General features: G+C 66.6%; 25 protein-coding genes and 1 tRNA gene. 10 read left to right on the top strand and 16 right to left on the bottom strand.

Annotated features, from left to right (window positions below; all coding sequences use genetic code 11):
- Positions 1-7: 7 nt before the first annotated feature.
- The 3 genes from AC51BJ_RS07810 to AC51BJ_RS07800 all read right to left on the bottom strand — a co-directional run bounded on the left by AC51BJ_RS07810 (position 8) and on the right by AC51BJ_RS07800 (position 3,135).
- A complete protein-coding gene (locus tag AC51BJ_RS07810; RefSeq protein ID WP_304027291.1) occupies positions 8-430 on the bottom strand; it encodes a PhaM family polyhydroxyalkanoate granule multifunctional regulatory protein in 423 nt (140 codons plus the stop codon).
- Positions 431-595: 165 nt separating this feature from the next.
- Positions 596-2,455 (bottom strand): ATP-binding response regulator, encoded by a 1,860-nt coding sequence (locus AC51BJ_RS07805; RefSeq protein WP_496279838.1) that lies wholly within the window; start codon positions 2,453-2,455, stop codon positions 596-598.
- A 5-nt stretch (positions 2,456-2,460) separates the two neighbouring features.
- Positions 2,461-3,135, bottom strand: coding sequence for a response regulator (locus tag AC51BJ_RS07800; protein WP_020166107.1), 675 nt, complete (start codon positions 3,133-3,135; stop codon positions 2,461-2,463).
- A gap of 224 nt (positions 3,136-3,359) precedes the next feature.
- Here AC51BJ_RS07800 and AC51BJ_RS07795 point away from each other — a divergent pair, with 224 nt between their 5' ends.
- Positions 3,360-4,013, top strand: coding sequence for a response regulator (locus AC51BJ_RS07795; protein ID WP_020166106.1), 654 nt, complete (start codon positions 3,360-3,362; stop codon positions 4,011-4,013).
- A gap of 39 nt (positions 4,014-4,052) precedes the next feature.
- Here the strand turns inward: AC51BJ_RS07795 and AC51BJ_RS07790 are convergent, their stop codons facing one another.
- The 4 genes from AC51BJ_RS07790 to mutY all read right to left on the bottom strand — a co-directional run bounded on the left by AC51BJ_RS07790 (position 4,053) and on the right by mutY (position 7,061).
- A complete protein-coding gene (locus tag AC51BJ_RS07790) occupies positions 4,053-4,760 on the bottom strand; it encodes a P-loop NTPase family protein (RefSeq protein WP_019916462.1) in 708 nt (235 codons plus the stop codon).
- Between the two features lie 35 nt (positions 4,761-4,795).
- A complete protein-coding gene (locus tag AC51BJ_RS07785) occupies positions 4,796-5,620 on the bottom strand; it encodes a class I SAM-dependent methyltransferase (protein ID WP_496279837.1) in 825 nt (274 codons plus the stop codon).
- 105 nt (positions 5,621-5,725) lie between these two features.
- Positions 5,726-5,992, bottom strand: coding sequence for a YkgJ family cysteine cluster protein (locus AC51BJ_RS07780; RefSeq protein WP_496279836.1), 267 nt, complete (start codon positions 5,990-5,992; stop codon positions 5,726-5,728).
- Positions 5,985-7,061, bottom strand: coding sequence for an A/G-specific adenine glycosylase (gene mutY, locus AC51BJ_RS07775; protein WP_496279835.1), 1,077 nt, complete (start codon positions 7,059-7,061; stop codon positions 5,985-5,987). Before mutY ends, AC51BJ_RS07780 begins: the two co-directional genes overlap by 8 nt.
- Positions 7,062-7,200: 139 nt before the next feature.
- Between mutY and AC51BJ_RS07770 the strand changes: the two genes are divergently transcribed.
- Positions 7,201-7,689 (top strand): flavin reductase family protein, encoded by a 489-nt coding sequence (locus tag AC51BJ_RS07770; RefSeq protein ID WP_304006531.1) that lies wholly within the window; start codon positions 7,201-7,203, stop codon positions 7,687-7,689.
- Here AC51BJ_RS07770 and AC51BJ_RS07765 read toward each other — a convergent pair whose 3' ends face one another.
- From AC51BJ_RS07765 to AC51BJ_RS07750, 4 genes are all read right to left on the bottom strand, one after another.
- Positions 7,690-8,718 carry a DUF481 domain-containing protein gene (locus tag AC51BJ_RS07765; protein WP_430435357.1) on the bottom strand — a complete coding sequence of 343 codons (1,029 nt, stop codon included), beginning with the start codon at positions 8,716-8,718 and terminating at the stop codon, positions 7,690-7,692.
- Positions 8,719-8,907: 189 nt separating this feature from the next.
- Positions 8,908-8,981: transfer RNA gene (locus AC51BJ_RS07760), tRNA-Gly, on the bottom strand.
- Positions 8,982-9,032: 51 nt separating this feature from the next.
- Positions 9,033-9,473, bottom strand: coding sequence for a cupredoxin domain-containing protein (locus AC51BJ_RS07755; RefSeq protein ID WP_496279834.1), 441 nt, complete (start codon positions 9,471-9,473; stop codon positions 9,033-9,035).
- 100 nt (positions 9,474-9,573) lie between these two features.
- The gene (locus tag AC51BJ_RS07750; protein ID WP_496279833.1) at positions 9,574-11,808 is read right to left on the bottom strand and encodes a TonB-dependent receptor family protein; all 2,235 of its coding nucleotides are present in this window, start codon (positions 11,806-11,808) and stop codon (positions 9,574-9,576) included.
- 237 nt (positions 11,809-12,045) lie between these two features.
- Between AC51BJ_RS07750 and thiS the strand changes: the two genes are divergently transcribed.
- Genes thiS through trmB form a run of 3 tightly spaced genes read left to right on the top strand, consistent with a single transcriptional unit; the run spans position 12,046 to position 13,832 of the window.
- Positions 12,046-12,261: a sulfur carrier protein ThiS gene (gene thiS / locus AC51BJ_RS07745; RefSeq protein WP_496279832.1), complete on the top strand. Its 216-nt coding sequence runs from the start codon at positions 12,046-12,048 to the stop codon at positions 12,259-12,261.
- 15 nt (positions 12,262-12,276) lie between these two features.
- Positions 12,277-13,065 carry a thiazole synthase gene (locus tag AC51BJ_RS07740; protein WP_496279831.1) on the top strand — a complete coding sequence of 263 codons (789 nt, stop codon included), beginning with the start codon at positions 12,277-12,279 and terminating at the stop codon, positions 13,063-13,065.
- A 47-nt stretch (positions 13,066-13,112) separates the two neighbouring features.
- Complete coding sequence (gene trmB / locus AC51BJ_RS07735; protein WP_496279830.1) at positions 13,113-13,832, top strand: tRNA (guanosine(46)-N7)-methyltransferase TrmB; 720 nt, start codon at positions 13,113-13,115, stop codon at positions 13,830-13,832.
- A gap of 125 nt (positions 13,833-13,957) precedes the next feature.
- Here the strand turns inward: trmB and hemW are convergent, their stop codons facing one another.
- From hemW to AC51BJ_RS07710, 5 genes are read right to left on the bottom strand one after another with little or no spacing between them, the layout of a single operon-like run.
- Positions 13,958-15,175, bottom strand: coding sequence for a radical SAM family heme chaperone HemW (gene hemW / locus AC51BJ_RS07730; protein ID WP_496279829.1), 1,218 nt, complete (start codon positions 15,173-15,175; stop codon positions 13,958-13,960).
- A complete protein-coding gene (gene rdgB / locus AC51BJ_RS07725) occupies positions 15,172-15,768 on the bottom strand; it encodes an RdgB/HAM1 family non-canonical purine NTP pyrophosphatase (protein ID WP_496279828.1) in 597 nt (198 codons plus the stop codon). Before rdgB ends, hemW begins: the two co-directional genes overlap by 4 nt.
- A gap of 6 nt (positions 15,769-15,774) precedes the next feature.
- A complete protein-coding gene (gene rph, locus AC51BJ_RS07720) occupies positions 15,775-16,494 on the bottom strand; it encodes a ribonuclease PH (protein ID WP_496279827.1) in 720 nt (239 codons plus the stop codon).
- Between the two features lies 1 nt (position 16,495).
- On the bottom strand, positions 16,496-17,413 hold the full coding sequence (locus tag AC51BJ_RS07715; RefSeq protein ID WP_430435348.1) for a PP2C family protein-serine/threonine phosphatase: 918 nt from the start codon (positions 17,411-17,413) through the stop codon (positions 16,496-16,498).
- On the bottom strand, positions 17,410-18,408 hold the full coding sequence (locus tag AC51BJ_RS07710; protein ID WP_496279826.1) for a serine/threonine protein kinase: 999 nt from the start codon (positions 18,406-18,408) through the stop codon (positions 17,410-17,412). The genes AC51BJ_RS07715 and AC51BJ_RS07710 overlap by 4 nt, the downstream gene beginning before the upstream one ends.
- Positions 18,409-18,561: 153 nt before the next feature.
- On the opposite strand from AC51BJ_RS07710, the gene AC51BJ_RS07705 reads away from it, so the two are divergent.
- From AC51BJ_RS07705 to AC51BJ_RS07685, 5 genes are all read left to right on the top strand, one after another.
- Positions 18,562-19,416 (top strand): YicC/YloC family endoribonuclease, encoded by an 855-nt coding sequence (locus AC51BJ_RS07705; RefSeq protein ID WP_304006565.1) that lies wholly within the window; start codon positions 18,562-18,564, stop codon positions 19,414-19,416.
- An 88-nt stretch (positions 19,417-19,504) separates the two neighbouring features.
- A complete protein-coding gene (gene gmk, locus AC51BJ_RS07700; RefSeq protein ID WP_304006567.1) occupies positions 19,505-20,125 on the top strand; it encodes a guanylate kinase in 621 nt (206 codons plus the stop codon).
- 1 nt (position 20,126) lies between these two features.
- A complete protein-coding gene (gene rpoZ, locus AC51BJ_RS07695; protein WP_019916482.1) occupies positions 20,127-20,333 on the top strand; it encodes a DNA-directed RNA polymerase subunit omega in 207 nt (68 codons plus the stop codon).
- Between the two features lie 54 nt (positions 20,334-20,387).
- Complete coding sequence (locus AC51BJ_RS07690; RefSeq protein ID WP_496279845.1) at positions 20,388-22,652, top strand: RelA/SpoT family protein; 2,265 nt, start codon at positions 20,388-20,390, stop codon at positions 22,650-22,652.
- A gap of 22 nt (positions 22,653-22,674) precedes the next feature.
- Positions 22,675-22,881: a DUF3460 family protein gene (locus AC51BJ_RS07685; RefSeq protein ID WP_020166086.1), complete on the top strand. Its 207-nt coding sequence runs from the start codon at positions 22,675-22,677 to the stop codon at positions 22,879-22,881.
- Positions 22,882-22,915 lie beyond the last annotated feature (34 nt).

Here is a 22,915-nt window from a genome sequence, read left to right as displayed (position 1 = left end):
CAGTACCTCAGCCTCCGCCGGAGGGCGGCGGCGTGTCGTCGCCCGGTGCGGTCGACGACGGATGTGCGGCACCCGCGTTCTGCATCAGCGTCCACGGCCACATGGCGGCATTGCCGAATGCCTGCATCGGGTTCTGTGCCGGGTCCTGCGCATGCGCTGCGCCAGCGGCCGCTGCGCTGGTGGCGCTGGCCGCCATCGCCTGCATGGTGGCCAGCGTCGCGCGCTGTACCTCCAGACCCTGGATGCTGGTCTGCAGCATGCTGAGGTTCATGCGCAGCCAGCCCTCGACCGCTTTCAGGTCGGTGATGCGCTTGTCCAGCTCGCCGACGTCGAGTGTCGGTGTGACGAAACCGGGGACCGGGAAGGGCATCTGCCCCCATACGGAACGCAGGAATTCCATCGGGTCGTACTGTGAGGAGTCGCTGGCCATGGCATCACCTGTGTCGGTCTGTGTGCGCCAAGCATAGCGCGCCGTGCCTCGCCGGGGGACACAAAAGAAAACGCGGCCACAGCGGGCCGCGTGAAGGGAGACACAACGTGCACAACGCCTTCATTCTTGTGCAGCGGTGCCGGCAGCGGCAATCGTCCGTTCGGCTTAAGCCGAAGCGACCTGCTCCTTCAGCTTGAACTGGATCAGCGTGCGCAGCTTGGCCGGCATGACCGGCTTGAGCAGCAGGTGGTGGCCGAGATCCTTCGCCTCTTCCAGGCGCTCCGGCGTGGCGCTGCCGGTGACCAGGATGGCCGGGATATCGACGCCGAAATGCCGGCGCACCGCCGCCACCACGTCCGGCCCGACTTCGCCGTCGCGCAACTGGTAGTCGGCGATGATGAGGTCGGGCGGCGCGCCGCGTTCGGTCACGCTGTTCATCGCTTCTTCGTGCTTGCTGGCGATCAGCGTCTGCGCGCCCCAGCTGCCGAGCAGTGCGGCCATGCCGTTCACGATGCTCGCTTCGTCGTCGATGACCAGGATGCAACGGCCGCTGAGATCGGCCTGGCTGCGTTCGGTGCGTACTGCGGTGGCGCGTACCACCGGCGCGCGGCCCATCGGTACGTCGATGCGGAACACGGTGCCTCGACCGGGGCGCGACGCCAGACTGACCGGGTGCGACAGCAGCGCCGACAGCCTCTGCACGATGGACAGGCCGAGCCCCAGGCCCTTGCGCCGGTCGCGTTCGGCATTGGCCAGCTGTACGAACTCCTCGAAGATGCGGCTCTGGTCGTCCGGTGCGATGCCCATGCCGGTGTCCCACACCTCGAAACGCAGTCCGTTGCGGCGTACGCGCGTGCTGACCAGCACGCCGCCCGCCGGCGTGTAGCGCATCGCGTTCGAAATGAGGTTGCGCAGGATGCGTTCGAGCAGCACCGGGTCGCTGCGTACCCAGGCGGCGCGCGAGCGGATGCGGAAGGCCAGGCCGCGATCAAAGGCTTCCGGTTCGAAATCCATGCGCAGCCGGTCGAACAGCGCGCTGACCGACACATCGGTGATTTCCGGCTTCACCTTGCCGGCGTCGATCTTCGAAATATCGAGCAGCTCGTTGAACAGGCCCTCCAGAGCTTCGACCGAACTGCTGATGCTGGTGACCAGATTCGCCACCTCCGGCTCGTGCGCCTTGGCCGACAGCGCTGCGGCGAACAGGCCCATCGCGTGCAGCGGCTGGCGCAGATCGTGGCTGGCGGCGGCGAAGAACTGGCTCTTGGCGCGGCTGGCCTGATCGGCGCGGTCTCGCGCTTCCGACAGTTCGATGTTCTGCGACTCCAGTCGGCGGCTGAGCACCTCGTTGGCGTAACGGCTGCGCAGCGCGCGCTCGATCAGCGCGTTGAAATTCTTGCCGACTCGCCACAGCGCGATCATCAGCACCGACACGATGAAGGCCACCAGCAGGTCGTGCCGGCTGCCTTCCCAGATGTAGCGCGCGATCACCGGCAGCAGCGTTGCACCGAGGAAGGTGTAGTAGCTGGGCAGGTGCATCGAAGTCAGGGCGGCGGCAACGCCGCACACCGACACCAGCAGCGACATCAGCACGATCTGCTGTTCCGGCGCTTCCGGGCTGAAGAACAGCCACAGCGTCGAACTCCACAGTACGCCGGAGATGGCGGCGCCGATCAGCCAGTAGGTGCCCCAGCGCGGCGCGCTCGCGGCGTCCGGTGTGGCACGTCTGTACTGGCGCAGCAGCACCAGGCGCGACACCTGGTTGGCCATCGACAGCACGAACCACAGTGCGACCGTCCATAGCGGAGAGGTGTCGTACACCGTCCAGGCGACCAGCAGCGTGCCGAGTATCTGACCGCCGAAGGCCGTGCCCAGGTTTGCGTACAGCATCTGGATCTGCGTCGCCACGACCTGGCGGTCGAGCTGTGCCTGTTCGCCCGGCTCCAGCCGCGCCGCCGCGTCGCCGCGCTCGCGCGTCAGCGACTCTATGGTCGTGTCTTCGGGCAGCACGACCGGAGGCGTCATCGGGCTCATGGCGTCGAGCCCGGCGTTCCGAGCTTCAGTCCGATCCGGCTGGCGGCCAGCACCGCCTGCGTGCGGTTGCTGGCGCCAAGCGCCTTCAGGATGGCGGTGATGTGCACCTTGACCGTGCCTTCGGCCAGATTCAGCTCGCGGCAGATTTCCTTGTTCGGCTTGCCCTGCACCATCAGCGTCAGCACTTCCGCCTGACGCTCGGTCAGGCCGATGTCGGACGCGGTCTGTGGCCGTCGCGGCGTCTCTTCCTGACGCGGCGCACCGAGGCCCAGTTCGCCGACGATGGCCTGCCGCGGCACGTAGACGCCGCCGGACAGCACCAGACGCAGCGCGCCGAGCAGCACTTCGTTGGTGCTCGATTTCGGAATGAAGCCCATCGCGCCCTCGTCGAGCGCCGCCAGAACCGTGTCCGAATCGTCGAAACCCGACAGTACGACGATGGGCAGCGCCGGGTGTGCGCCACGGAAGGTCTGCAGCGCGCTCATGCCGCGGCAGCCCGGCAGCGTCAGATCGAGCAGGGCGAGGTCGAGATCGGGGTGCTCGTCGGCCAGCCGCAGTCCGCCTTCGCAATCGGGCGCGTCGTACAGGCGGATGTCGGCCGCAAGGCCCGGGAGCACGTGGCGCAGCGCTTCGCGTATCAGTGGGTGATCGTCAACGATCAGTATCTTCATGGGAGTCCGGGGCCATCACGTCGTCAGCGCCTGAAAGTGCCTCGCGCATCGGAGACGTCAATAATGGCGGAAAGTGGCGCAACTCGGGACCTGTATTATTACTTTAGTCGTAGTCCGCTTGGATGAACTGCACCGCGAGGGTGCGCAATTACACTCAGGCGGCCCGCCTCCGGCTCACACCGCGCCGAGGCGGAGCACATCGACACGTCATCGGGAGGTTCTGTTTGGGCTGTCTGCTCATCGTCGAAGATCATGCGCTGGTGCGCGAGGGCATGGCCCAGACGCTGGCGCGGCTGGGTGCGGAGTGGTGCGTGATCGAGGCGTCCGACGCGGCGCAGGCGCTGGCCGTGATCGACGGCGGTGCCGAGGTCGATCTGGTGCTGACCGACCTGATGCTGCCCGGCATGAACGGCTTTTCGCTGCTCGCCACGCTGCGCGAACGCGATCCGTCGCTGCCGGTCGTGGTGGTGTCCGCGCTGAGTGACAAGGCGACGGTGTCGCGCGCGATGCGCCAGGGCGCCTCGGGCTTCGTGTCGAAGGGCGATTCGGGCGACCAACTGGTGCAGGCGGTCCGCCTGGTACTCGACGGCGGCCTCTATACCCCGCCCGAGCGTCGCCCGCCCAACGCACGGGCCGGACGCACTTCGGCGACGATACGCCCGAGTCCGGCCGACGACTACGGTCTGACACAGGCGCAGACGCGGGTGCTGCATCTGCTTGCCGAGGGGCGTTCCAACCGTGAGATCGCCGAGTCGCTCGGCCTCGCCGAAGGTACGGTCAAGGTGCACGTGACACGCATCTTCAAGGCGATGAAGGTGACGTCCCGTGCGCAGGTGCTGATCGCGCTGGCGCAGCGCGGTACGCGCCGCGAGGGCTGAACGCGGGTCGCACGCAAGGCGCGTCCCGCAGCGACCGGTTCAGTGCGTGGTGGTGCTGCCCATCGTCGCTTCGACGCTGCTCCGTGACTGGGCCGGCAGGGCATGCTCCATCGCATCCTCGGCGTCGATGTCCACCTCTTCGTGGTCGATTCGCAGGATGTCCAGCACCGGTGCAGCGACACGGCGACAGGCGTTGGCCAGCGGCGACGGCAGGCTGTCCGGGATGCGCTTCTGCAGCAGCTGCTTCGACGACGAGATCGCGAACACCGGTTCCAGGATGCGCGTGCGGTACTGACCGAGCTGGCTTTCGATCAGCTTGTCGGCGGCCTCGCGCGCCCACGGATTGGTCGGCCACTGGGTCGGGATGGCCAGTGCGCGCGGGAAGGTTTCCAGATCCTGCTGCACGGTGCGGATGTCCTCGTGCGAGTCGCGGAAGGGCAGCAGCACCAGGTGGGCGAGTCCGTACAGGTGGCGGTCCATTTCGCTGCGGTTGGCGCCGCCGTCGATCACGCCTATCCACTTGTTCAGGCCGCGTATCTTGTCCACCACCTTGGCCAGCGCATCGCGCGAACGCGCGTCGGCGGTGAGATAGCGGCGGCCCTCGGGGTCAAGCGGCTCGCGACCGATGTCGGTCAGCACGCAGACCGAGCGCTGGTTCAGCAGCCCCAGACCCTGACACAGCATGTGTGAAAGCGTGGTCTTGCCGGTGCCGCCCTTATTGCCGATCACGCAGATGATTTCAGCCATTTCGTGTTCTCCACCTACCGGGGTTCGAGCAACGATTATTCCGCGATCAGGCGTGCGCCATCGGCGGGAACTGCAGCCGAAACCGGTTCCATTTCCGCGACCGGGCGGCCATTCTTGCCGCGTCGTCCGGCAAACTTGTACACATATAGCGCACGCGCGGCCGGGTCGCCGTCGATGACGCGGTCCGCCGCCATGCCGGGAATTTCGAAGCTGTTGGCGATCAGTTGCCCATCCGCCTTCATTTCCAGTGCCGCCTTGCGACCCAGCCTCGGCATCGGCACCGGCGACAGGAAGGCATAGACGATGTCGAACTGCCCGAGCGGCACCGACCACAGATCGTCGCGCCGTATCGTCACATTGGGCAGATGGCGGTTGCGCCAGCGGGCGATCAGCCAGGGCAGTGGCGCGTTCTCGACGCCGGTGAAGCGGCAGTCGGGGCGCGACATGGCGAGCCGGCGCAGCAGTTCGCCGGTACCGCAGCCGAGGTCGACCAGATGGATGGCGCGCTCCTGCGGCAGCGCCTGCAGCAGCGCACGGGCGGTCGCCTGGTTGGTCAGGAACAGCGGCACGCGGCTGCGGAAGGTGGACCAGAACACCGCCGACAGCAGCAGGAAGGCGAACAGATACCAGGCCGGTGCGATGTCCAGCATGCGGGCGCCGACCACCAGCGGCGAGAACAGCAGATGGATCACCACCCACCAGCGCGGCGCCTTGAGAGTCAGCGCGAAGGCGGCGGCGATGCCCGCCTGCATGACGACGATGGCGCCGATACCGGCTGGTGGCGTCACCGTGTAGCGCAGCGCGAACACGGCAACGATCCAGGACACGAGCTGTATGGCGAGGGCGCGGAACAGGTGCATAGCGAGGCCGCCGTGCGGGAAGTCGATGCCCTTACAGTAGCCCAGACGCCGCGCCCGCAGCCATCGATTAGCGCGCGCAATGACCCGCATTCCCGAGATTTGGCGTCAGCTGCGGGTGGCTTCTTCCAGCTTTTGCAGCCAATGCAGCGCGTGGATGCGGTCCTCTCCGCACATTTCGGCCGCCGCCTGCAGCCCGCTGCAGCAGGCCGGGCGCTCGGGCGAACCGAAGATGGCACAGCGCAGGTCTTCGGTCAGTTGCACGCAGCGCACGCCTGCCGGCTTGCCATCGGGCATGCCCGGGATCGGGCTGGAAATCGACGGCGCGATGCAGCAGGCGCCGCAGCCGTCCCGGCACTGCAACACTTCAGTCATCGAGCGTTTCCAGCAGGCGGCGCACCGGTGCCGGCAAGGCTGCGGAGGTGGCGTCGGCGAGCGGCTGCCAGAGCAGCGACGCCTCGGCCGCGAAGGCGCTGTGCGTGTCGACCGCGACGCGCAGCGGCACCAGATGCAGTTCGAAGTGGGTGAAGCCGTGGATCACCGGCGCCATCGCCTGCACCGCGCCGCCGGAGATGCCGTGCGCCGCCAGCCAGTGCGCCGCTTCGTTCAGCGCTTCGGGCAAGGTCTGCGCCGCCAGTTCGGGCAGGCTGAGCAGGCCGCCCCAGATGCCGTGGCCAGGGCGACGTTCGAGCAGCACCGCCTCGGCTGTCGTCACCAGCAGCGCGTGGCGCAGGCGCTGCGGGCGCAGCTTCGCAGGGCGCGGCGCCGGCAGTTCGCGCTGCCGGCCCTGCTGGCGCGCTTTGCAGCGGGCCTCGACCGGACAGGCGTCGCAGCGCGGCCGGTTGCGCGTGCACACGGTGGCGCCCAGATCCATCAGCGCCTGCGTATAGACCCCGCCGTCGCGCGTCGGCATCAGCGCGTGCGCCAGTGCCCACATGCGCTGCTCGACTGCACGCGTGCCGGGGAAGCCGTCGATGGCGAAGACGCGGGCGAATACCCGCTTCACGTTGCCGTCGAGTATCGGTGCGTGCGCGCCGAAGCAGAAGGTGGCGATGGCCGATGCGGTCGAGCGGCCGATGCCGGGCAGGCTTTCGATGTCCTCGACCGTGGTGGGAAAGCGGCCGCCGAAGCGCGTCATCACTTCGCGCGCGGCGCGGTGCAGGTTGCGCGCGCGGGCGTAGTAGCCAAGGCCGCTCCAGTGCTCCATCACCGTCGCTTCGTCGGCGGCCGCCAGTGCGGCCAGCGTCGGAAAGCGCTCGATGAAGCGGCCGTAGTAGCCGATCACCGTCTGCACCTGTGTCTGCTGCAGCATGATTTCCGACACCCAGACGCCGTAGGCGTCGCCGGTCTGCCAGGGCAGGTCGTGTCGGCCGTGCAGGCGCTGCCAGCGCACCAGCGTGGCGGCGAAATCGTCGCCGACGGCTACCTCTGAGGGAGTATTCATGGGCGCGGATTGTAGGCCGTGATGCAAAAGCGGCGATAATCCGTGCTCACTTGCATGCAGCCCGCCCGATGAAGCTTCCCGCCGTCCACGTCCCGCGCCGTCCGGTGCCCGTCTCCGTTCGTCCGCATGGAGCGGGGCGATGAGCAATCCCGCGCACGACAGCCGCAGCTTCCGCGACGCACTGGGCCTGTTCGCGACAGGGATCACCGTGGTCACGACCCGCGCGCCGAATGGCGAGGCGGTCGGGCTGACCGTCAATTCCTTCAATTCCGTGTCGCTGGAGCCGCCGCTGGTGCTGTGGAGCCTGTCTCTTGGCTCGCCCAGCGAGGCGGCTTTCCGCGCCTGCTCGCATTACGCGGTGCACGTGCTGGGCGAAAGCCAGCAGGCGTTGTCGCGTCAGTTCGCCAGCAGTCGCGAGCAGCGCTTCGCCGGCGTGCAGACGACGGATGGCTTGGGTGGCGCGCCGCTGATCGAAGGCTGCCTGGCACGCTTCGAGTGTCGCAACGACATCCAGTACGCCGGCGGCGATCACCTCATCTTCGTCGGCCGTGTGGAGCGCTTCGAGCGCAGTGCAGGCGATCCGCTGCTGTATTTCGGCGGCGGCTACCGCGGCATCCGCCAGCCCTGATCACCAGACGTAGCCCAGGCCCAGCAGCAGCGTCGAGTCGGTCGCCTTGCGGCCGGGAGCGGGCGTGCGCTCCCAGTCGGCGTTCAGCTGCGCCGAGGCGGTGATGCCGCCGGCGATCGGCAGGCGCACGCCGGTCTTGGTCCGGATGGTCAGGAAGTCGTCGTCCGACAGGCTCCAGAAGCCGTCCTGGTCGTGGAACAGTTCGGCCCGGCGGTCAAAAACCCAGTGCGAGGCGCGCACGCCCCAGCCGGCGGCCGGATAGTCCTCGTCCATGCCGGCGACGCGGTCGAGATTTACGTGGTCGAGACCGGCACGCAGCGACAGCCGCGTATTGTCGTCGTTGTACAGCTGCCAGCCGTAACCGGCACCGGTCGTGGTCCGCAGCTGGATGTCCTTGAACTTGTCCTGTTCCAGCGACAGCCGCGCGTAGATGAAGTTGTCGTCATCTACGAAGTGGTCGTAGTTGCCGTCGAAAAGCCACTGCTGCGCGGTTCGCACGCCGCGGTCCTTGCGCCGGTCCACCTTCATGCCCAGCCCCCAGGCGTAGCCCTTGGCGCGCGCATTGAGGCCGGCATCGCCGTATACCCGGTCGTTCTCCGAGTTGCCGCGCACGAAGGCAGCCGACAGGTTCACCCGGCCGCTGTAGCTCACGCCGTTGCCCGACTGTTCCGGCGTCGGATTGATGTAGGCGATGTCGTCGCGTGCCACCGGCGCGCTGCCGGTCGTACTCGACACCTCGACCTTGTCCGGCGCACTTGGCGACAGCTGTGCCTTGTTGAGCAGGTCGCCGTCGCGGGTCATGACGGTGAGCGCCTCGTCGGTGCGCACGCTGGTGACCTGGTCCCAGCGCAGCTTCACCTCTCCGGCATAGTCGGTGGCGATGATCAGGTCGTTGTCCGCCTTGCTGACGATGCGTCCGCTCAGGCGGTCACCGTTGGCGAGCAGCACCTCGTCGGCGCTGGCGGAGGTGGCGCCGAGCAGCGCCGGAATCAGGATGGAAAGGCAGTGCGGCAGGCGTCGCAATCGCATGGCGGGTTCTCCCGGATTGTGTGGCGTGCGTGCCGGCGAACAGCGTCGGCCGGCGGCGATGGATGGATCTGGCGATCCGGATGAAGCAGGGGTGAAACGGCGGTGCGGAGATTCTGCGGAAGCGCCAGTCTAGCGACGGCTATGCAGCGAGGCTGTAGGAAAAGACGAACACCTGGAGGAGGGCCAGGCTGGAGCGGGTGATGGGAATCGAACCCACGTATGCAGCTTGGGAAGCTGCCGTTCTACCATTGAACTACACCCGCGCAGCGCTCCGCGCTTGCGGGAGCGCTGCGGATTGTACGCCGGATGAGCGTCTACTTCACCTCGATGGTCGCTCGCATGCCGGCGTCGGCCTGCGAGCGCTTCGACATCACGTCGTCGAACTTGCCGGTGCGTATCGGCAGGAACCACCACTCGACGCTGTGGCCGGGCGCCACCTCGATGCGCCGGATCGGGCCGTAGATTTCGGCGACCACCTTGCCGGCGGCGTCCTTGGCGACGACCTTGCGCGTGTAGACGGCATCGGCCAGGCCATTCGAGCCGAAGTAATAGGGTTCGCTGCCGGTGTTGTCGATGCGCAGGGCGTACAGCCTGCCGGTTTCGAACGTCAGCGCATCCGGCGTGAAGCGGTGCTGGCCCTTGTCGGCGCCCATCTGGATGGTGACGGTCGTCGGTTCCTGCTTGCTCAGATCACCGGCGGAAAAGACGCCGGGCGACAGCAGGAAAAGTGCGGTGGCGATGCAATAACGGTTCATCGGGCACTCCGTTGCGGGGCTGTCGGAAAGAGTCAGGCCGGCGCCGTCGTTTCCCGTCCGCTCGCGCGGACGGGAACCGTGGGCAGATGCCGGACGTGGATCAGAAGTCCCAGCGCACGCCGGCGATCACCTGCCGCGGCCGGTTCACGTGGATGCCATTCACGCGGCTCACGATGTAGGTGCGGTCGGTCAGGTTGGCGGCACTGAGGAACAGTGTCATGCCCTGCGGCTTCAGGCGGTAGTTGGCCGATGCGTTGAAGATGGTCTGCGCATCGATCTCGCCCGACTGGCCGTCCGGCAGCGGCGTCTTCGAGTTCAGACCGTCGGTGTACTGCTCGCTGATGTGCTCGACGCCCAGGCGCATGTCGAAGCCCGACGCGTGCTCGTAGCCGATCGCCGCCGCCAGCAGATGGCGCGGCGCGTACGGCGTGCGGTTGCCATTGACGTTGACCTCGCCGATCTCGTTGCGCGCGGCGTCATAAACGGTGTTCAGCACGTCGTTCTCGAAGCGCGCCGTCCACAGATGCGTGTACGAGCCCTTCAGGTAGACGTTGTGCGCACTGCCGTTCATGCGACCGAAGTCGATGCGGCCGCCCAGCTCCAGGCCTTCCTTGCGGGTTTCGCCGCCGTTGGCGAAGGTTTGGCCGAGGCCGAGCGACTGGCCGGGCACGATCTGGTTCTTGAAGTCGATGCGGAACAGCGTCGCTTCGAGCTGCACACCCTTGAGCGGCGCCGAACGCATGCCGAGCTCGTAGTTGGTGCTCAGTTCCGGGCTCACCGCCACGTAGTCGGCGTCGAACGGCGACAGCGTGGCGTCCGGGCGCGGCGGCGCGAAGCCGCGATGCACGCCGGCGAACACCGTGGTGTCGGGCAGGCCGAACCAGGTCACGCCGAAACCGGGCAGTACCTTGTCGTTCTTGTCGGACAGTCGGGCATTGACCGGGTTGAAGTCCTCGGTCGAGGCGCTGAAGGTCTGCCGGTACTGTTCGTAGCGCACGCCCGGCGTCAGCGACCAGTTGCCGATGTAGAAGGTGTTCTGCACGTAGCCGGAGAGCGCGTCGGTCTTGATGCGGAAGTCGTCGCGCAGCAGCGTGCCGATCGAATTCTCGCGTGCGGTCGAGAAGGCGCCGTTGTAGCGCTTGCGGCTGACGTCTTCCCAGTGCAGGCGCACGCCCATCACCAGTTCGTTCTGGATGCCGAAGGTGTTGTGCTTCAGGTCCAGCCGCGGCTCGATGCCGAAGGTTTCATAGGTGCGCGGACGCATGTTGTTGCCGCAAAGACGGGCGAAATCCTCGAAGCCGTTCGGCACCGTGTAGTCGATGTTGGCCGGGCAGGCGCCGGACAGCGGCACCGGATCGCCGTCGCGCAGCGTTTCCAGTTCGTCCTCTTCGGCGATGGCGTCGAGCTGGCGGTAGGAGGCGCGATCCACCTTGCTGTAATACATATTGGTGGTCAGCTTCGCCTCTTCGTTGATCTGGAAGGTGTGCACCGCCTGTGCGGCGTTGCGTTCCAGTTCGAAGCGGTCGTCGCGGAAGGGGTTGGCGTACGGGTCGCGCTCGTACCGGGCTTGGTCGAGGCCGGCCTCGCCGAACTTCGAGTCCTCCTCGAAGTAGCCGTACTTCAGCATCAGCGTGTTGCGCGCATTCAGGTTCAGCAGCGCCTTGATCGACACGTCCGTCATCTTGTGTTCGTTGCCGCGGCGGGTGCCGTCGCCTTCCTTCTGGCTGGCGCTGAGCAGCACGCCGCCCCAGTCACCGCCGGTGCCGACGCTGGCCGACAGGCCGTAGAAGTCGCGGCTGCCGGCCGAGGCCTGCACCGAACGCTGGAAGGTGCGCGGCACGTCCTGCGTGACGAAGTTGATCACGCCGCCCACCGTCTGCGGGCCGTGCACGATCTGGCCCGAACCCTTGATCACCTCGATGCGGCGGATGCGCTCCAGCGGCGTGTGATAGTGGGTGGTCGGGTCGGCGTAGGGAGCGAGCTGTATCGGGGCGCCGTCCTCCAGCAGCAGCGTGCGGCTGCTGCGGCGGGGGTCGAGGCCGCGCACGCCGATGTTCAGGTTCAGTCCGAAGGCGTCCTCGCCGACGACATGTACGCCCGGCGCTTCGCGCACCGCTTCCATGATCGAAAGCGGGCGCTGCGCTTCAAGCTGTTCGGGACCGATCGCATGGACCGAGCCGGGAATCGCTTCGAGCCGGTCGGGCAGGGCTTCGATCACGGTGATCGCGGGCAGCGCGGTCGGGCTGCTCTGGGCGTGGGCTACGCCACCGATGCAGCCGATCGCCAGCGCGATCAGGGTGGGGGCGGGGCTCCTCGCGATTTTTCTGGTTCTCACGTCTCTGATTCTCCGTTGTCGCGCGCGCACGCCTGCGCATGCGAGTGCGCAGCCGACGGCACGGGGTGGCTTGTTGCGCGCCCGGGCGCACCTTCTTGCGGGTGCATGGACAGACATCGAGCGCGTGGCGACTATGATCAGTAGTGTGCTAATTGTTAAGGGACAAACTCCTGACCTGATCCGGCGCATCCGCCCGGCCCGGCGTGCGTTGCGCTGCAATACCGGTACACTTGTGCGGTGAGCGCACCCACCGTATCCATCCACCTTAACGGCCAGCCGCACCCGATCACGCTCGGGCAGACCGTGGCCGACCTGGTCGCCGCACTCGCGCTGACCGGCAAGCGCATCGCCGTCGAGCGCAACGGTGAAATCGTGCCGCGCGCGTCGCACGCGCAGACCGTGCTGAGCGCTGGCGACCGCCTCGAAATCGTCGTTGCCGTAGGCGGCGGCTGAACCCGGAACATTCGCATGAGCAAGGACATCCTGAAGATCGGCACGCGCGAGTTCTCGTCGCGCCTGCTGGTCGGTACCGGCAAGTACCGCGACTTCGACGAAACCCGCGAGGCGGTCGAGGCCTCTGGCGCCGAAATCATCACCGTCGCCATCCGCCGCACCAATATCGGCCAGGAGCCGGGTCAGCCCAGCCTGCTGGAGGTGCTGCCGCCCGACCGCTACACGCTGCTGCCCAACACGGCCGGCTGCTATACCGCCGACGACGCAGTGCGCACGCTGCGACTGGCGCGCGAACTGCTCGACGGCCACAACCTGGTCAAGCTGGAAGTGCTGGGCGACGCCGACACGCTGTTCCCGGACATGACGCAGACGCTGGCCGCGGCCGAAACACTGGTCAAGGACGGCTTCGACGTGATGGTCTACTGCTCGGACGACCCCATCATGGCCAAGCGGCTGGAAGAGGTTGGCTGCGTCGCGGTGATGCCGCTGGCCAGCCTGATCGGCTCTGGCATGGGCATCCTGAATCCGTGGAATCTGCGCCTCATCATCGACAACGCGCGGGTGCCGGTCATCGTCGATGCCGGCGTCGGCACCGCGTCGGACGCCGCCATCGCGATGGAACTGGGCTGCGACGGCGTGCTGATGAACACCGCCATCGCCAAGGCGCAGAACCCGGTGCTGATGGCCAGCGCGATGAAGAAGGGCGTCGAAGCCGGCCGCGAAGCTTTCGTCGCCGGTCGCATGCCGCGCAAGCTCTACAGCGGCGCGCCCAGCTCGCCGACCAGCGGCCTGATCACCGGCTGAACCCACTTCGCGCGGCGCGCCCTGCGTCGCGCTGCAGGACTTTTCGCATGAACGACGACAACACGCCGGACACCTCGGAGGGCGCTGAGGGCACGCGCCCGCAACGCCACATCCGCAGCTACGTGCTGCGCCAGGGCCGCATGTCGCCCGCCCAGGTGCGCAACATCGAAGAAGGCATGCCGCGCTGGGGCATTCCGTACGCACCGCAGGCCATCGACTACGCAGCCGTATTTGGTCGCACCGCGCCGGTGGTGCTGGAGATCGGCTTTGGCATGGGCTTCACTACGGCCGAGATTGCGGCCGCACGGCCGGACACCGATTTCATCGGTATCGAGGTGCATGGCCCGGGTGTCGGCAACATGTTCAAGCTGATTGCTGAACAGGGCCTCGCCAATATCCGCGTCATCCAGCACGACGCGGTCGAGGTGCTGCGCGACATGATTCCGGATGCTTCGCTTGCCGGCGTGCACGTGTATTTCCCCGACCCGTGGCCGAAGAAGCGCCATCTGAAGCGTCGGCTCATCCAGTCGCCGCTGGTCGCCCAGCTCGCCGCCAAGCTCGCACCCGGCGGCTATCTGCACTGCGCCACCGACATCGAGGACTACGGCCAGCAGATGCTGGACGTGCTGTCCGCCGAACCCTTGCTCGAAAGCACCGCCGACGGCTTCGCGCCGCGCCCGGACTACCGCCCGCTGACCAAGTTCGAAGCGCGTGGCCTGCGGCTGGGTCACGGCGTGTGGGATGTGATCTTCCGGCGCAGGGGCTGAGCGCGCTTCACCGATTGTCGGCCCGCGGTCTTCTGTCCGCGACAGGGCCTTCAACGAGCACCCGTGCGCGCCCTGGCTGAAAGCGCATTGCCAGCAGAGCGCGCTGCCAAAGGATCGGCGCGACCTCAGTCGAGAAAACGCTGCAGCAGCTCGTTCAGGAAGCGCCGCCCGCGCAGCGTCGGTTTGACCCGACCGCTGTCCAGGTCGAGCAGGCCGGCTTCGCGCGCTTCGAGCAGGCGTGGCATCAGCTGTTCCAGCGCAAGGCCGGTGTGACGCGCGAACAGGTCGACGTGGAATCCGTCGTTCAGCCGCGCCGCATTCATCATGAATTCGAACGGCAGTTCATCGGTGCCGACCATGCGCGACTCCTGCACGAAATCGCCGCGCGCGGCGCCTTCCAGATAGGCGTTCGGATGCTTGTGTCGCATGTCCCGGCGGACGCGGTCGTGGAAGCTCAGCTTGCCGTGGGCGCCGGCGCCGATGCCGAGGTAGTCCCCGAACTGCCAGTAATTCAGGTTGTGCAGGCACTGCTGGCCCGGTGTTGCGAAGGCCGAGGTTTCGTAGTGCATGAAGCCGGCGTCGGCCAGACGCGCTTCGATCGCCTCCTGCATGTCGGCGGATACGTCGTCGTCCGGCAGGTCCGGCGGTTGCGCGGCGAAGGGCGTGTTCGGTTCCAGCGTCAGGTGGTAACAGGACAGATGGCTCACGCCGGTGGCTATCGCGGTGTCGAGATCAGTCAGCGCCTCGGCCAGCGTCTGCTGCGGCAGCGCGTACATCAGGTCGATGTTCACCCGTTCGAAGGTGCGCAGCGCGAGCTCGATGGCGCGCCGCGCTTCACGCGTGTCGTGGATGCGGCCGAGTGCGGCGAGCTGGCGGTCGTCGAAGCTCTGCACGCCGATCGACAGACGGTTCACGCCAGCGTCGCGGAAACCCTTGAAGCGGTCGGCTTCCACCGTGCCCGGATTCGCCTCGAGCGTGATTTCCGCTTCCGGCGACAGATTCACCCGTGCGCGCACCGCGGTGAGCAGGCGGTCGAGCGCCTCAGGTGTCATCAGGCTGGGCGTGCCGCCGCCGAAGAAAATGGTCTGCACCCTGCGCCCCCAGATGTCGGGCAGCGACGATTCCAGGTCGGCGATCAGCGCATCGATATAGGCCGCTTCCGGAATGCCGTCCCGCACCGTGTGCGAGTTGAAGTCGCAGTACGGGCACTTGCGTACGCACCAAGGGAAATGGATGTACAGCGACAGCGGCGGTGAAACGGTGAAGGCCGGTGCAGATGTTACTGCGCCCGCCGTAACCGGCTGCGCGGCGCGCGCCGGCTTCAGCGGGATGACGCGGGTCATGCGGCGCTCTTCAGCCGGTCGAGCAGGTGGCGCATCGCCGCTGCGCGATGCGACAGCGTGTTCTTCAGTTCGGATGCAAGTTCGGCCGCGGTCTGTTCGAGCGAAGGTACGAAGAAGTGCGGGTCGTAGCCGAAGCCGCCGTCACCGCGTGCCTGCGCGACGATCTCTCCGTGCCACTCGCCGTCGGCGATCAGCGGCTGCGGGTCGTCGGCCGAGCGCACCAGCACGATGACCGAATAGAAATGGGCGCGGCGGTCGTCCACGCCGTGCAGATCGGCGGTCAGCTTGGCATTGTTGGCGAGATCGGATTTCGGTTCGCCGGCGTAGCGCGCCGACAGCACGCCCGGCTTGCCGCCCAGCGCCGTCACGCACAAGCCGGAATCGTCGGCCAGCGCCGGTAGCCCGGTTTCGCGCGCCGCATGGCGCGCCTTGGCCAGCGCGTTCTCGACGAAAGTGGGGTGAGGCTCTTCCGCTTCGCTGACGCCGAGCGAGCCCTGAGTGACCACCTCGATGCCCAGCGGCGCCAGCATGGCCGACAGTTCGCGCAGCTTGCCGGCGTTGTTGCTTGCGAGGACCAGGCGTTCAATTTTCATCAGGGTTCAGATCTCCAGTGCGCGGCGCTGGGCGGCGATCAGCCCGTTGATACCGCTTTCGGCCAGATCCATCAGCGCGTTCAGTTCGCTGCGGGTGAAGGGCACGCCTTCGGCCGTGCCCTGCACTTCGCACAGGCCGCCGGAGGCGGTCATGACGACATTCATGTCGGTGTCGCAGTTCGAATCCTCATCGTAGTCGAGGTCAAGCACCGGCGTGCCTTCATGTATGCCGACCGACACCGCGGCGACCAGTTCGCGCAGCGGGTTGGCGGGCAGCAGCCCCTTCTTCACCAGACCGGTCAGCGCGTCGTGCAGCGCGACGCAGGCGCCGGTGATCGAGGCGCAGCGTGTGCCGCCATCGGCCTGCAGTACGTCGCAGTCCAGCGTGATCTGGCGTTCGCCGAGCGCGGCGAGGTCGGTGACCGAACGCAGGCTGCGGCCGATCAGACGCTGGATTTCCTGGGTGCGGCCGGTCTGCTTGCCCTTGGCCGCCTCGCGCGCACTGCGTGTGTGGGTGGCGCGCGGCAGCATGCCGTATTCGGCGGTCACCCAGCCCTGGCCCTTGCCGCGCAGGAAGGGCGGCACGCTCTCTTCGACGCTGGCGGTGCACAGCACGCGCGTGTTGCCGATCTCGATCAGCACCGACCCCTCGGCGTGGCAGGTGAAATTACGGGTGATGCGCAGGTCGCGCGCCTGGTCGGGCCGGCGGCCGCTGGGTCGTGTCACGTCATTGTCCCTTCGAGTACTTGTTGATCGCGGAGTTGATTTCCGCGATGGCGGATTCGATCGCCGATTCGTCCCACTCCTCGCGCATCGACGCGCGGTCGCCGAAACTTTCGATCACCGTGGTGTGTCGGTCGAGCGGCAGCGTGCGGGTTGTGACCGAGCCGTGCGGCTCGTCGGCGTAGTTGTCGTGCCAGTTGATCGCCACCGTGGTCAGGTTGTCGGCAGTGTCTCCGCCCGCGGTTTCTGCCTGATCCATCAACTTCGGCACCGCGGTCATCACGTCCGGATTCTCGAAGGTCTTCAGCAGCACGTCGTTGCCCAGCGGGCCCCACACGCCGTCACTGCACAGCAGGACGGTGTCGCCGGCCAGCAGCGGCGTCTTGCGCGAATATTCGATCTGCGGCGCGATCGGGCCGCCGAGGCAGCTGTAGATGCGGTTGCGGTGCGGGTGCGTCATCGCGCCGTCCTCGTCGAGCAGGCCGCGATCGATCATGCGCTGCACGCGCGAGTGGTCGCGCGTCTGCGTCATCACATGGCCGGCGCGCAGCACATAGAGCCGAGAGTCACCGGCGTGCGCCCAGTAGGCGACCGAATCCTGGATCACGCAGGCGACACAGGTGGTGCGCGGACCGTCCTCGAGGTCGCGCTCGTCGGCGTAATCGAGGATGGCGCAATGCGCGTTGGTCAGGCCGCGCGACAGGAACAGGAAGGGGTCGTTCAGCCGCGGCTTGGCTTCGCGCTGGAAGGACTCGACCAGGTACTGCACCGCGATCTGCGCCGCTACCTCGCCCTGGAAGTGGCCACCCATGCCGTCGGCCACCACCATCAGCAGTGCGTCGCGCGAATAGGAGTAGGCCATGCGGTCCTGATTGGACTTGCGCTTGCCGACACGGCTGTCCTGAAAGATGGTGAATCTCATTTGCTCATCCAGGTACTGAAGCGGCTGAACTGTGCGCGCACGCGGTTGAGCCAGTGATCAGAAGCGCTCGTGCTGGCGGCAGCGGCCGCGGCGGCCGCCAGTTCCGCCTCTTCGTTCTCGCGATCCCAGGTGGCCAGCGACCGCTGCAGGGCGAAAACGCTCTGCGGCCGCTTCAGGTGATTGAGCTGCATGCACAGGTCTATCGTTTCGAGCAGCTGCTTCGAGTACTGGCCTATCCAGCGCTCGGCGGCGAGGATGACCGTATCGTTCTCCATGCGCTGGTCGGCCGCCTGCGGCGGTCCGCCCGACAGGCAGGCGTACATGCTTGCACCGATGCTGTAGATGTCGCTCCACGGGCCGAGCAGGTCGCGGTTGCGGTAGTGCTCGGGGGCCGCAAAGCCGGGCGTGTACATCGGCTTCAGCATCGGCGTGTCGACCATCAGCGTGTTGCGTGCGGCGCCGAAGTCGATCAGCACCGGCGAACCGTTGTTGCGCAGGTAGATGTTGGACGGCTTGATGTCCAGGTGCAGCAGCTTGTGCGAATGCACTTCGCGCAGGCCGTTGAGCAGGCGCGTGAACACGTAGCGGATGAAACTTTCGCGAATCTCGCCGCGGCGACGCGTGATGTAGTCCTGCAGCGTGCGGCCGCGTTCGTAGCGCATCACCATGTACACGGTGTCGTTGGCGCGGAAGAAGTTGAGCACGCGCACCACGTTCGGGTGATTCAGCCCAGCCAGCGTGCGTCCTTCCTCGAAGAAGCACTTCATGCCATAGCGGAAGGCGGGCAGGAATTCCTCGGGAATCTTCGGCTGGATATGGCCTTCCTCGCGCAGGGCCAGCGCGTTCGGCAGGTATTCCTTGATCGCGACCGGCGTGTTGTCGCGGTCGTGCGCCAGATAGACGATGGAAAACCCGCCCAGGCTCAATTGGCTGTGGATGCGGTACTGGTCCAGTTCAAAGCCCGGCGGCAGGGCGCAATTGACTTGTGGGGGCATTCTGCGGGCCGCTATGATCCTTGTTTCGGCGCGATTCTGGGCGTTTGCCCACAGGCTGTAAAGCTGCCCGACACGTGCTGTCGGCAGCGTTTGCACGCGTTGATGACCGATGGATCAACAGGGGAAGAACGCGTGGCAGGCAGCATACACAGCATGACGGGTTTCGCGACGGCTGCAGTCAGTGTCGGCGCAGCGACGCTGAACCTTGAGCTCAGAACCGTTAATTCGCGTTTCCTCGACCTGCATTTCCGGCTGCCCGACGAACTGCGCGTGATCGAGCCCTTGCTGCGCGAGCAGATCACCGGCGCATTGTCGCGTGGCAAGGTCGATTGCCGTGCCGGTCTGCAGGCGAGCGGCGAATCGGCGCGCGAACTGGCGCTGAACCCGCAGCTGCTGGCCCAACTGGTGGCACTCGAAGCCGGCGTTCGCGCGGCACTGCCGCAGGCTGCCTCGCTGTCGGTCGCCGAGGTGCTGCGCTGGCCCGGCATGCTGGGCGACGACACGATACCGGCCGAGGCGCTGACTGAAGCGGGCGCACGTGCGGTGCGGCAGGCGCTGGCCGACCTCACCGCGTCGCGCAGCCGCGAAGGCGTGCGACTGGCCGGCATGCTGATGGAGCGCGTCACCCGCATGCGCGAACTGGTCGCGCAGGTGACGCCGCGCGTGCCCGAGGTCGTGCGCGAATACCAGGCTAAGCTCGTGCAGAAACTGCAGGAAGCCATAGGCAGCGCGGACGACGAGCGCATCCGCACCGAAGTCGGCCTGTTCGCGGTGCGTATCGATGTCGCCGAGGAACTGAACCGGCTGTCGGCGCATCTCGATGAAGTGGAGCGCATCCTCGCCAAGGGCGGCAGCGCCGGCAAACGGCTCGACTTCCTGATGCAGGAACTGAACCGCGAGGCGAACACGCTGGCCTCGAAGTCGGTCGCGCAGGACGTCGGCGGCGTCGCGATGGAGCTCAAGCTGCTGATCGAACAGATGCGCGAGCAGGTGCAGAACATCGAGTGAGCCCGAGGGAGTCGCTCGGCGGCTCCAGATTCACGCTGGCCTGCCGTTGATGCGGTTCCGGCGTCTTTCGTCCTTTTCATTGCAAGACATGGCTAAACGCGGCGTACTTTTCATCGTCAGCGCACCGTCCGGTGCAGGCAAGACCACGCTGGTGCGCGGACTTCTCGAACGCGATCCACAGATCGGACTGTCGGTTTCGCACACCACGCGGGCGGCGCGTCCGGGCGAGGTGGACGGCGTTGCCTATCACTTCGTCAGCATCGACACCTTCGACGCGATGCGGGCGGCGGGCGACTTCATCGAGTCCGCGCACGTGCACGGCAACTACTATGGCACCTCGCGTCGCTGGCTCGAAGAACGGCTCGATGCGGGCCATGACGTGCTGCTGGAAATCGACTGGCAGGGCGCCCAGCAGGTGCGTGCGCTCTTTCCGGAGGCGGTGAGCATCTTCATCCTGCCGCCGTCCTTCGAGGCGCTGGCGCAGCGCCTGACCGGCCGCGGATCGGACGCGCCGGAGGTGATAGAACGCAGGCTGGCTGCGGCACGCGAAGAGATCGGTCATCTTCGCGAGTTTGATTTCGTTATAATCAATAACATACTGAGTCAGGCGCTGGACGAAATGGTCACCGTCGCACGCGCTGCGCGGCTGCTCCGATCGAGCCAGATGGCCCGGCATCCCGAGTTTTTCCATTCCCTGGGTGTGAATTGATATGGCACGCATTACCGTCGAAGATTGTCTGAAGCGTATCCCGAACCGTTTCCAGTTGACGCTGGTTGCCACCTACCGTGCCCGCCAGCTGTCCGCAGGCAGCACGCCGCAGGTCGATGGCGACAAGGACAAGCCCACCGTCGTCGCGCTGCGTGAAATCGCCGCCGGCAAGGTCGGTCTGGAAATCCTGAACCGAGGCCAGGCCTGATGAGGCCGGGCTGTCAGCGCTGACTTCATGAACCGACCGGTGGACGACCTCATCATGCCCACCCCGGTCGCCCACGTTACGCCTGCACAGCCCATCGTCAGCCTCGCCCCGGCTGACAACGATCCCGACGCCGGTACGCCGGCGCCCCCCTGTTCCACGGTCGCCGATCTCGAACGCCTGATCGCCGACATTTCCACCTATCTGCGCGAAGAAGACGTGCAGCGCGTGCGCGACGCGTACGCGCTGTCGGCCAGTGCGCACGCTGGGCAGTTCCGCATGAGCGGCGAGCCTTACGTGTCGCACCCGCTGGCGGTCGCCGAAATCCTCGCCGGCTGGCAGCTCGATTCGCAGGCGCTTTGCGCGGCGCTGCTGCACGACGTGATGGAAGACACCGCCATCACGAAGGCAGAGATTGCCGAGCGTTTCGGCAAGGTGGTGGCGGAACTGGTCGATGGCGTGTCCAAGCTCGACAAGATCGAGTTCCAGTCGAAGGAAGACGCGCAGGCCGAGAACTTCCGCAAGATGCTGATGGCGATGGCGCGCGACGTGCGCGTCATCCTGATCAAGCTTGCCGACCGCACGCACAACATGCGCACGCTGGGTTCGATGCGGCCGGACAAGCAGCGCCGCATCGCCCGCGAAACGCTGGAAATCCACGCCCCGATCGCCAACCGCCTCGGCCTGCACGCCGTATACCGCGAACTGCAGGACATGTCCTTCCACGCGATGCACCCGATGCGCTACCGCGTGCTGGAGCGCGCGATGAAGTCGGCGCGCGGCAACCGGCGCGAGGTCGTGGGCAAGATCACCGAGGCGATCCGTACCCGCCTGCCGGAGCGCGGCATCGAAGCCGACGTGTTCGGCCGCGAGAAGAGCCTGTATTCGATCTTCCGCAAGATGCGCGACAAGCACCTGACGTTCTCGCAGGTGCTCGACATCTATGGTTTCCGCGTCGTGGTGAAGGACGTGGCGGCCTGCTATCTCGCCCTCGGCGCGCTGCACGCTCTGTACAAGCCGGTGCCGGGCAAGTTCAAGGACTACATCGCGATCCCGAAGGCCAACGGCTACCAGTCGCTGCATACCACGCTGATCGGCCCCTTCGGTACGCCGGTCGAGGTGCAGATCCGCACCGCCGAAATGCACCAGATCGCGCAGAACGGCGTGGCGTCGCACTGGCTGTACAAGGACAGCGAGCAGTCGCTCGACGATCTGCAGGCCAACACCCACCGCTGGCTGCAGTCGCTGCTCGAACTGCAGAGCTCGGCGCCCGATTCGGCCGAGTTCCTCGAACATGTGAAGATCGATCTGTTCCCGGGCGAGGTGTACGTGTTCACGCCCAAGGGCAAGATCATGTCGCTGCCGCGCGGCGCGACCGCGGTCGACTTCGCCTACGCAGTGCACACCGACGTCGGCCACTGCTGTGTGGCCTGTCGCATCAACCAGGAACTGATGCCGCTGCGCAGCGAGCTGAGCAGCGGCGACCAGGTCGAAATCATCACCGCCTCGCACCCGAACCCGAACCCGGCCTGGCTGGGTTATGTGAAGACCGGCAAGGCGCGTGCGCAGATCCGCCACTTCCTGAAGACCATGCAGGTCGAGGAATCGGCACAGTTGGGCGAGCGGCTGCTCACCCAGGCGCTGCGCCAGTTCGGCGTGACGCCTGACGAGATCGGCGACGCCTCGTGGGCGCAGTGGCTGGAAACGGCCGAGGTCAAGAGCCGCAAGGAAGCGCTGGCCGACATCGGCCAGGGCAAAAGTTCGGCCACCTTCGTCGCGCGCAGCCTGCTCAAGCTGCAGACCGCCAGCGAACAGCAGGGCACGCCTCTGCCGGCGCCGGAGAGCGCGCTGCTGATCCGCGGTTCCGAGGGCATGGCGGTGCAGATCGCACGCTGCTGCCAGCCGATACCGGGCGACCCCATCGTCGGCCAGCTGCGCGTCGGTTCCGGCCTGATGATCCACGCGCACGATTGCCCGACGCTGCGCCGCAACCGCAAGGACGGTGACCAGTGGGTCGATGTCGAGTGGGAGCGCGACAACAGCCGCGTGTTCGAGGTGGGCATCCGCGTCATCGCGGCGAACCGCCCGGGCGTGCTGGCCAAGGTTGCCTTCGAGATCGCCGAATGCGGCGCCAACATCCAGAATGTCGGCATGGAAGAGGACGGCAGCCTCTATACGCAGATCCATTTCACGCTGCAGGTCAGTGATCGCGTCCATCTGGCGCGCATCATGAAGGGCCTGCGCCGCGTGCCGGAGGTCGTGCGCATCGCCCGTGTGCGGGCCTGCGACAAGGCCGACGAATCGCGCGGCAAGACACATTGAGTCGTTTCCAACGGAGTTTCAATTGGCTGATTACGAATCCGATCACACGCGCTTCATGCGCGAATACCTCGAAAAGCACCCGGAGCAGATCGAAGAACAACGCCGCGGCCGCGCGCTGTGGTGGGACAAGCCGCAGGACTTCGAGGCGCAGCGCCGCTTCAACGAGGCACGCGTCGCGCAGAAGCCCTATCCCTACCAGACCGACCTGACGCCCACCGACGCGCACTGAAGCCGCGACGTCCTTTTTCTGGCTGCCCCGTGCG

The sequence above is a fragment of the Methyloversatilis sp. S146-33 genome, from assembly GCF_059552495.1.
The sequence above is the reverse complement of the archived record's forward strand: the minus strand, read 5'-3'. Positions and strand labels throughout refer to the sequence as shown.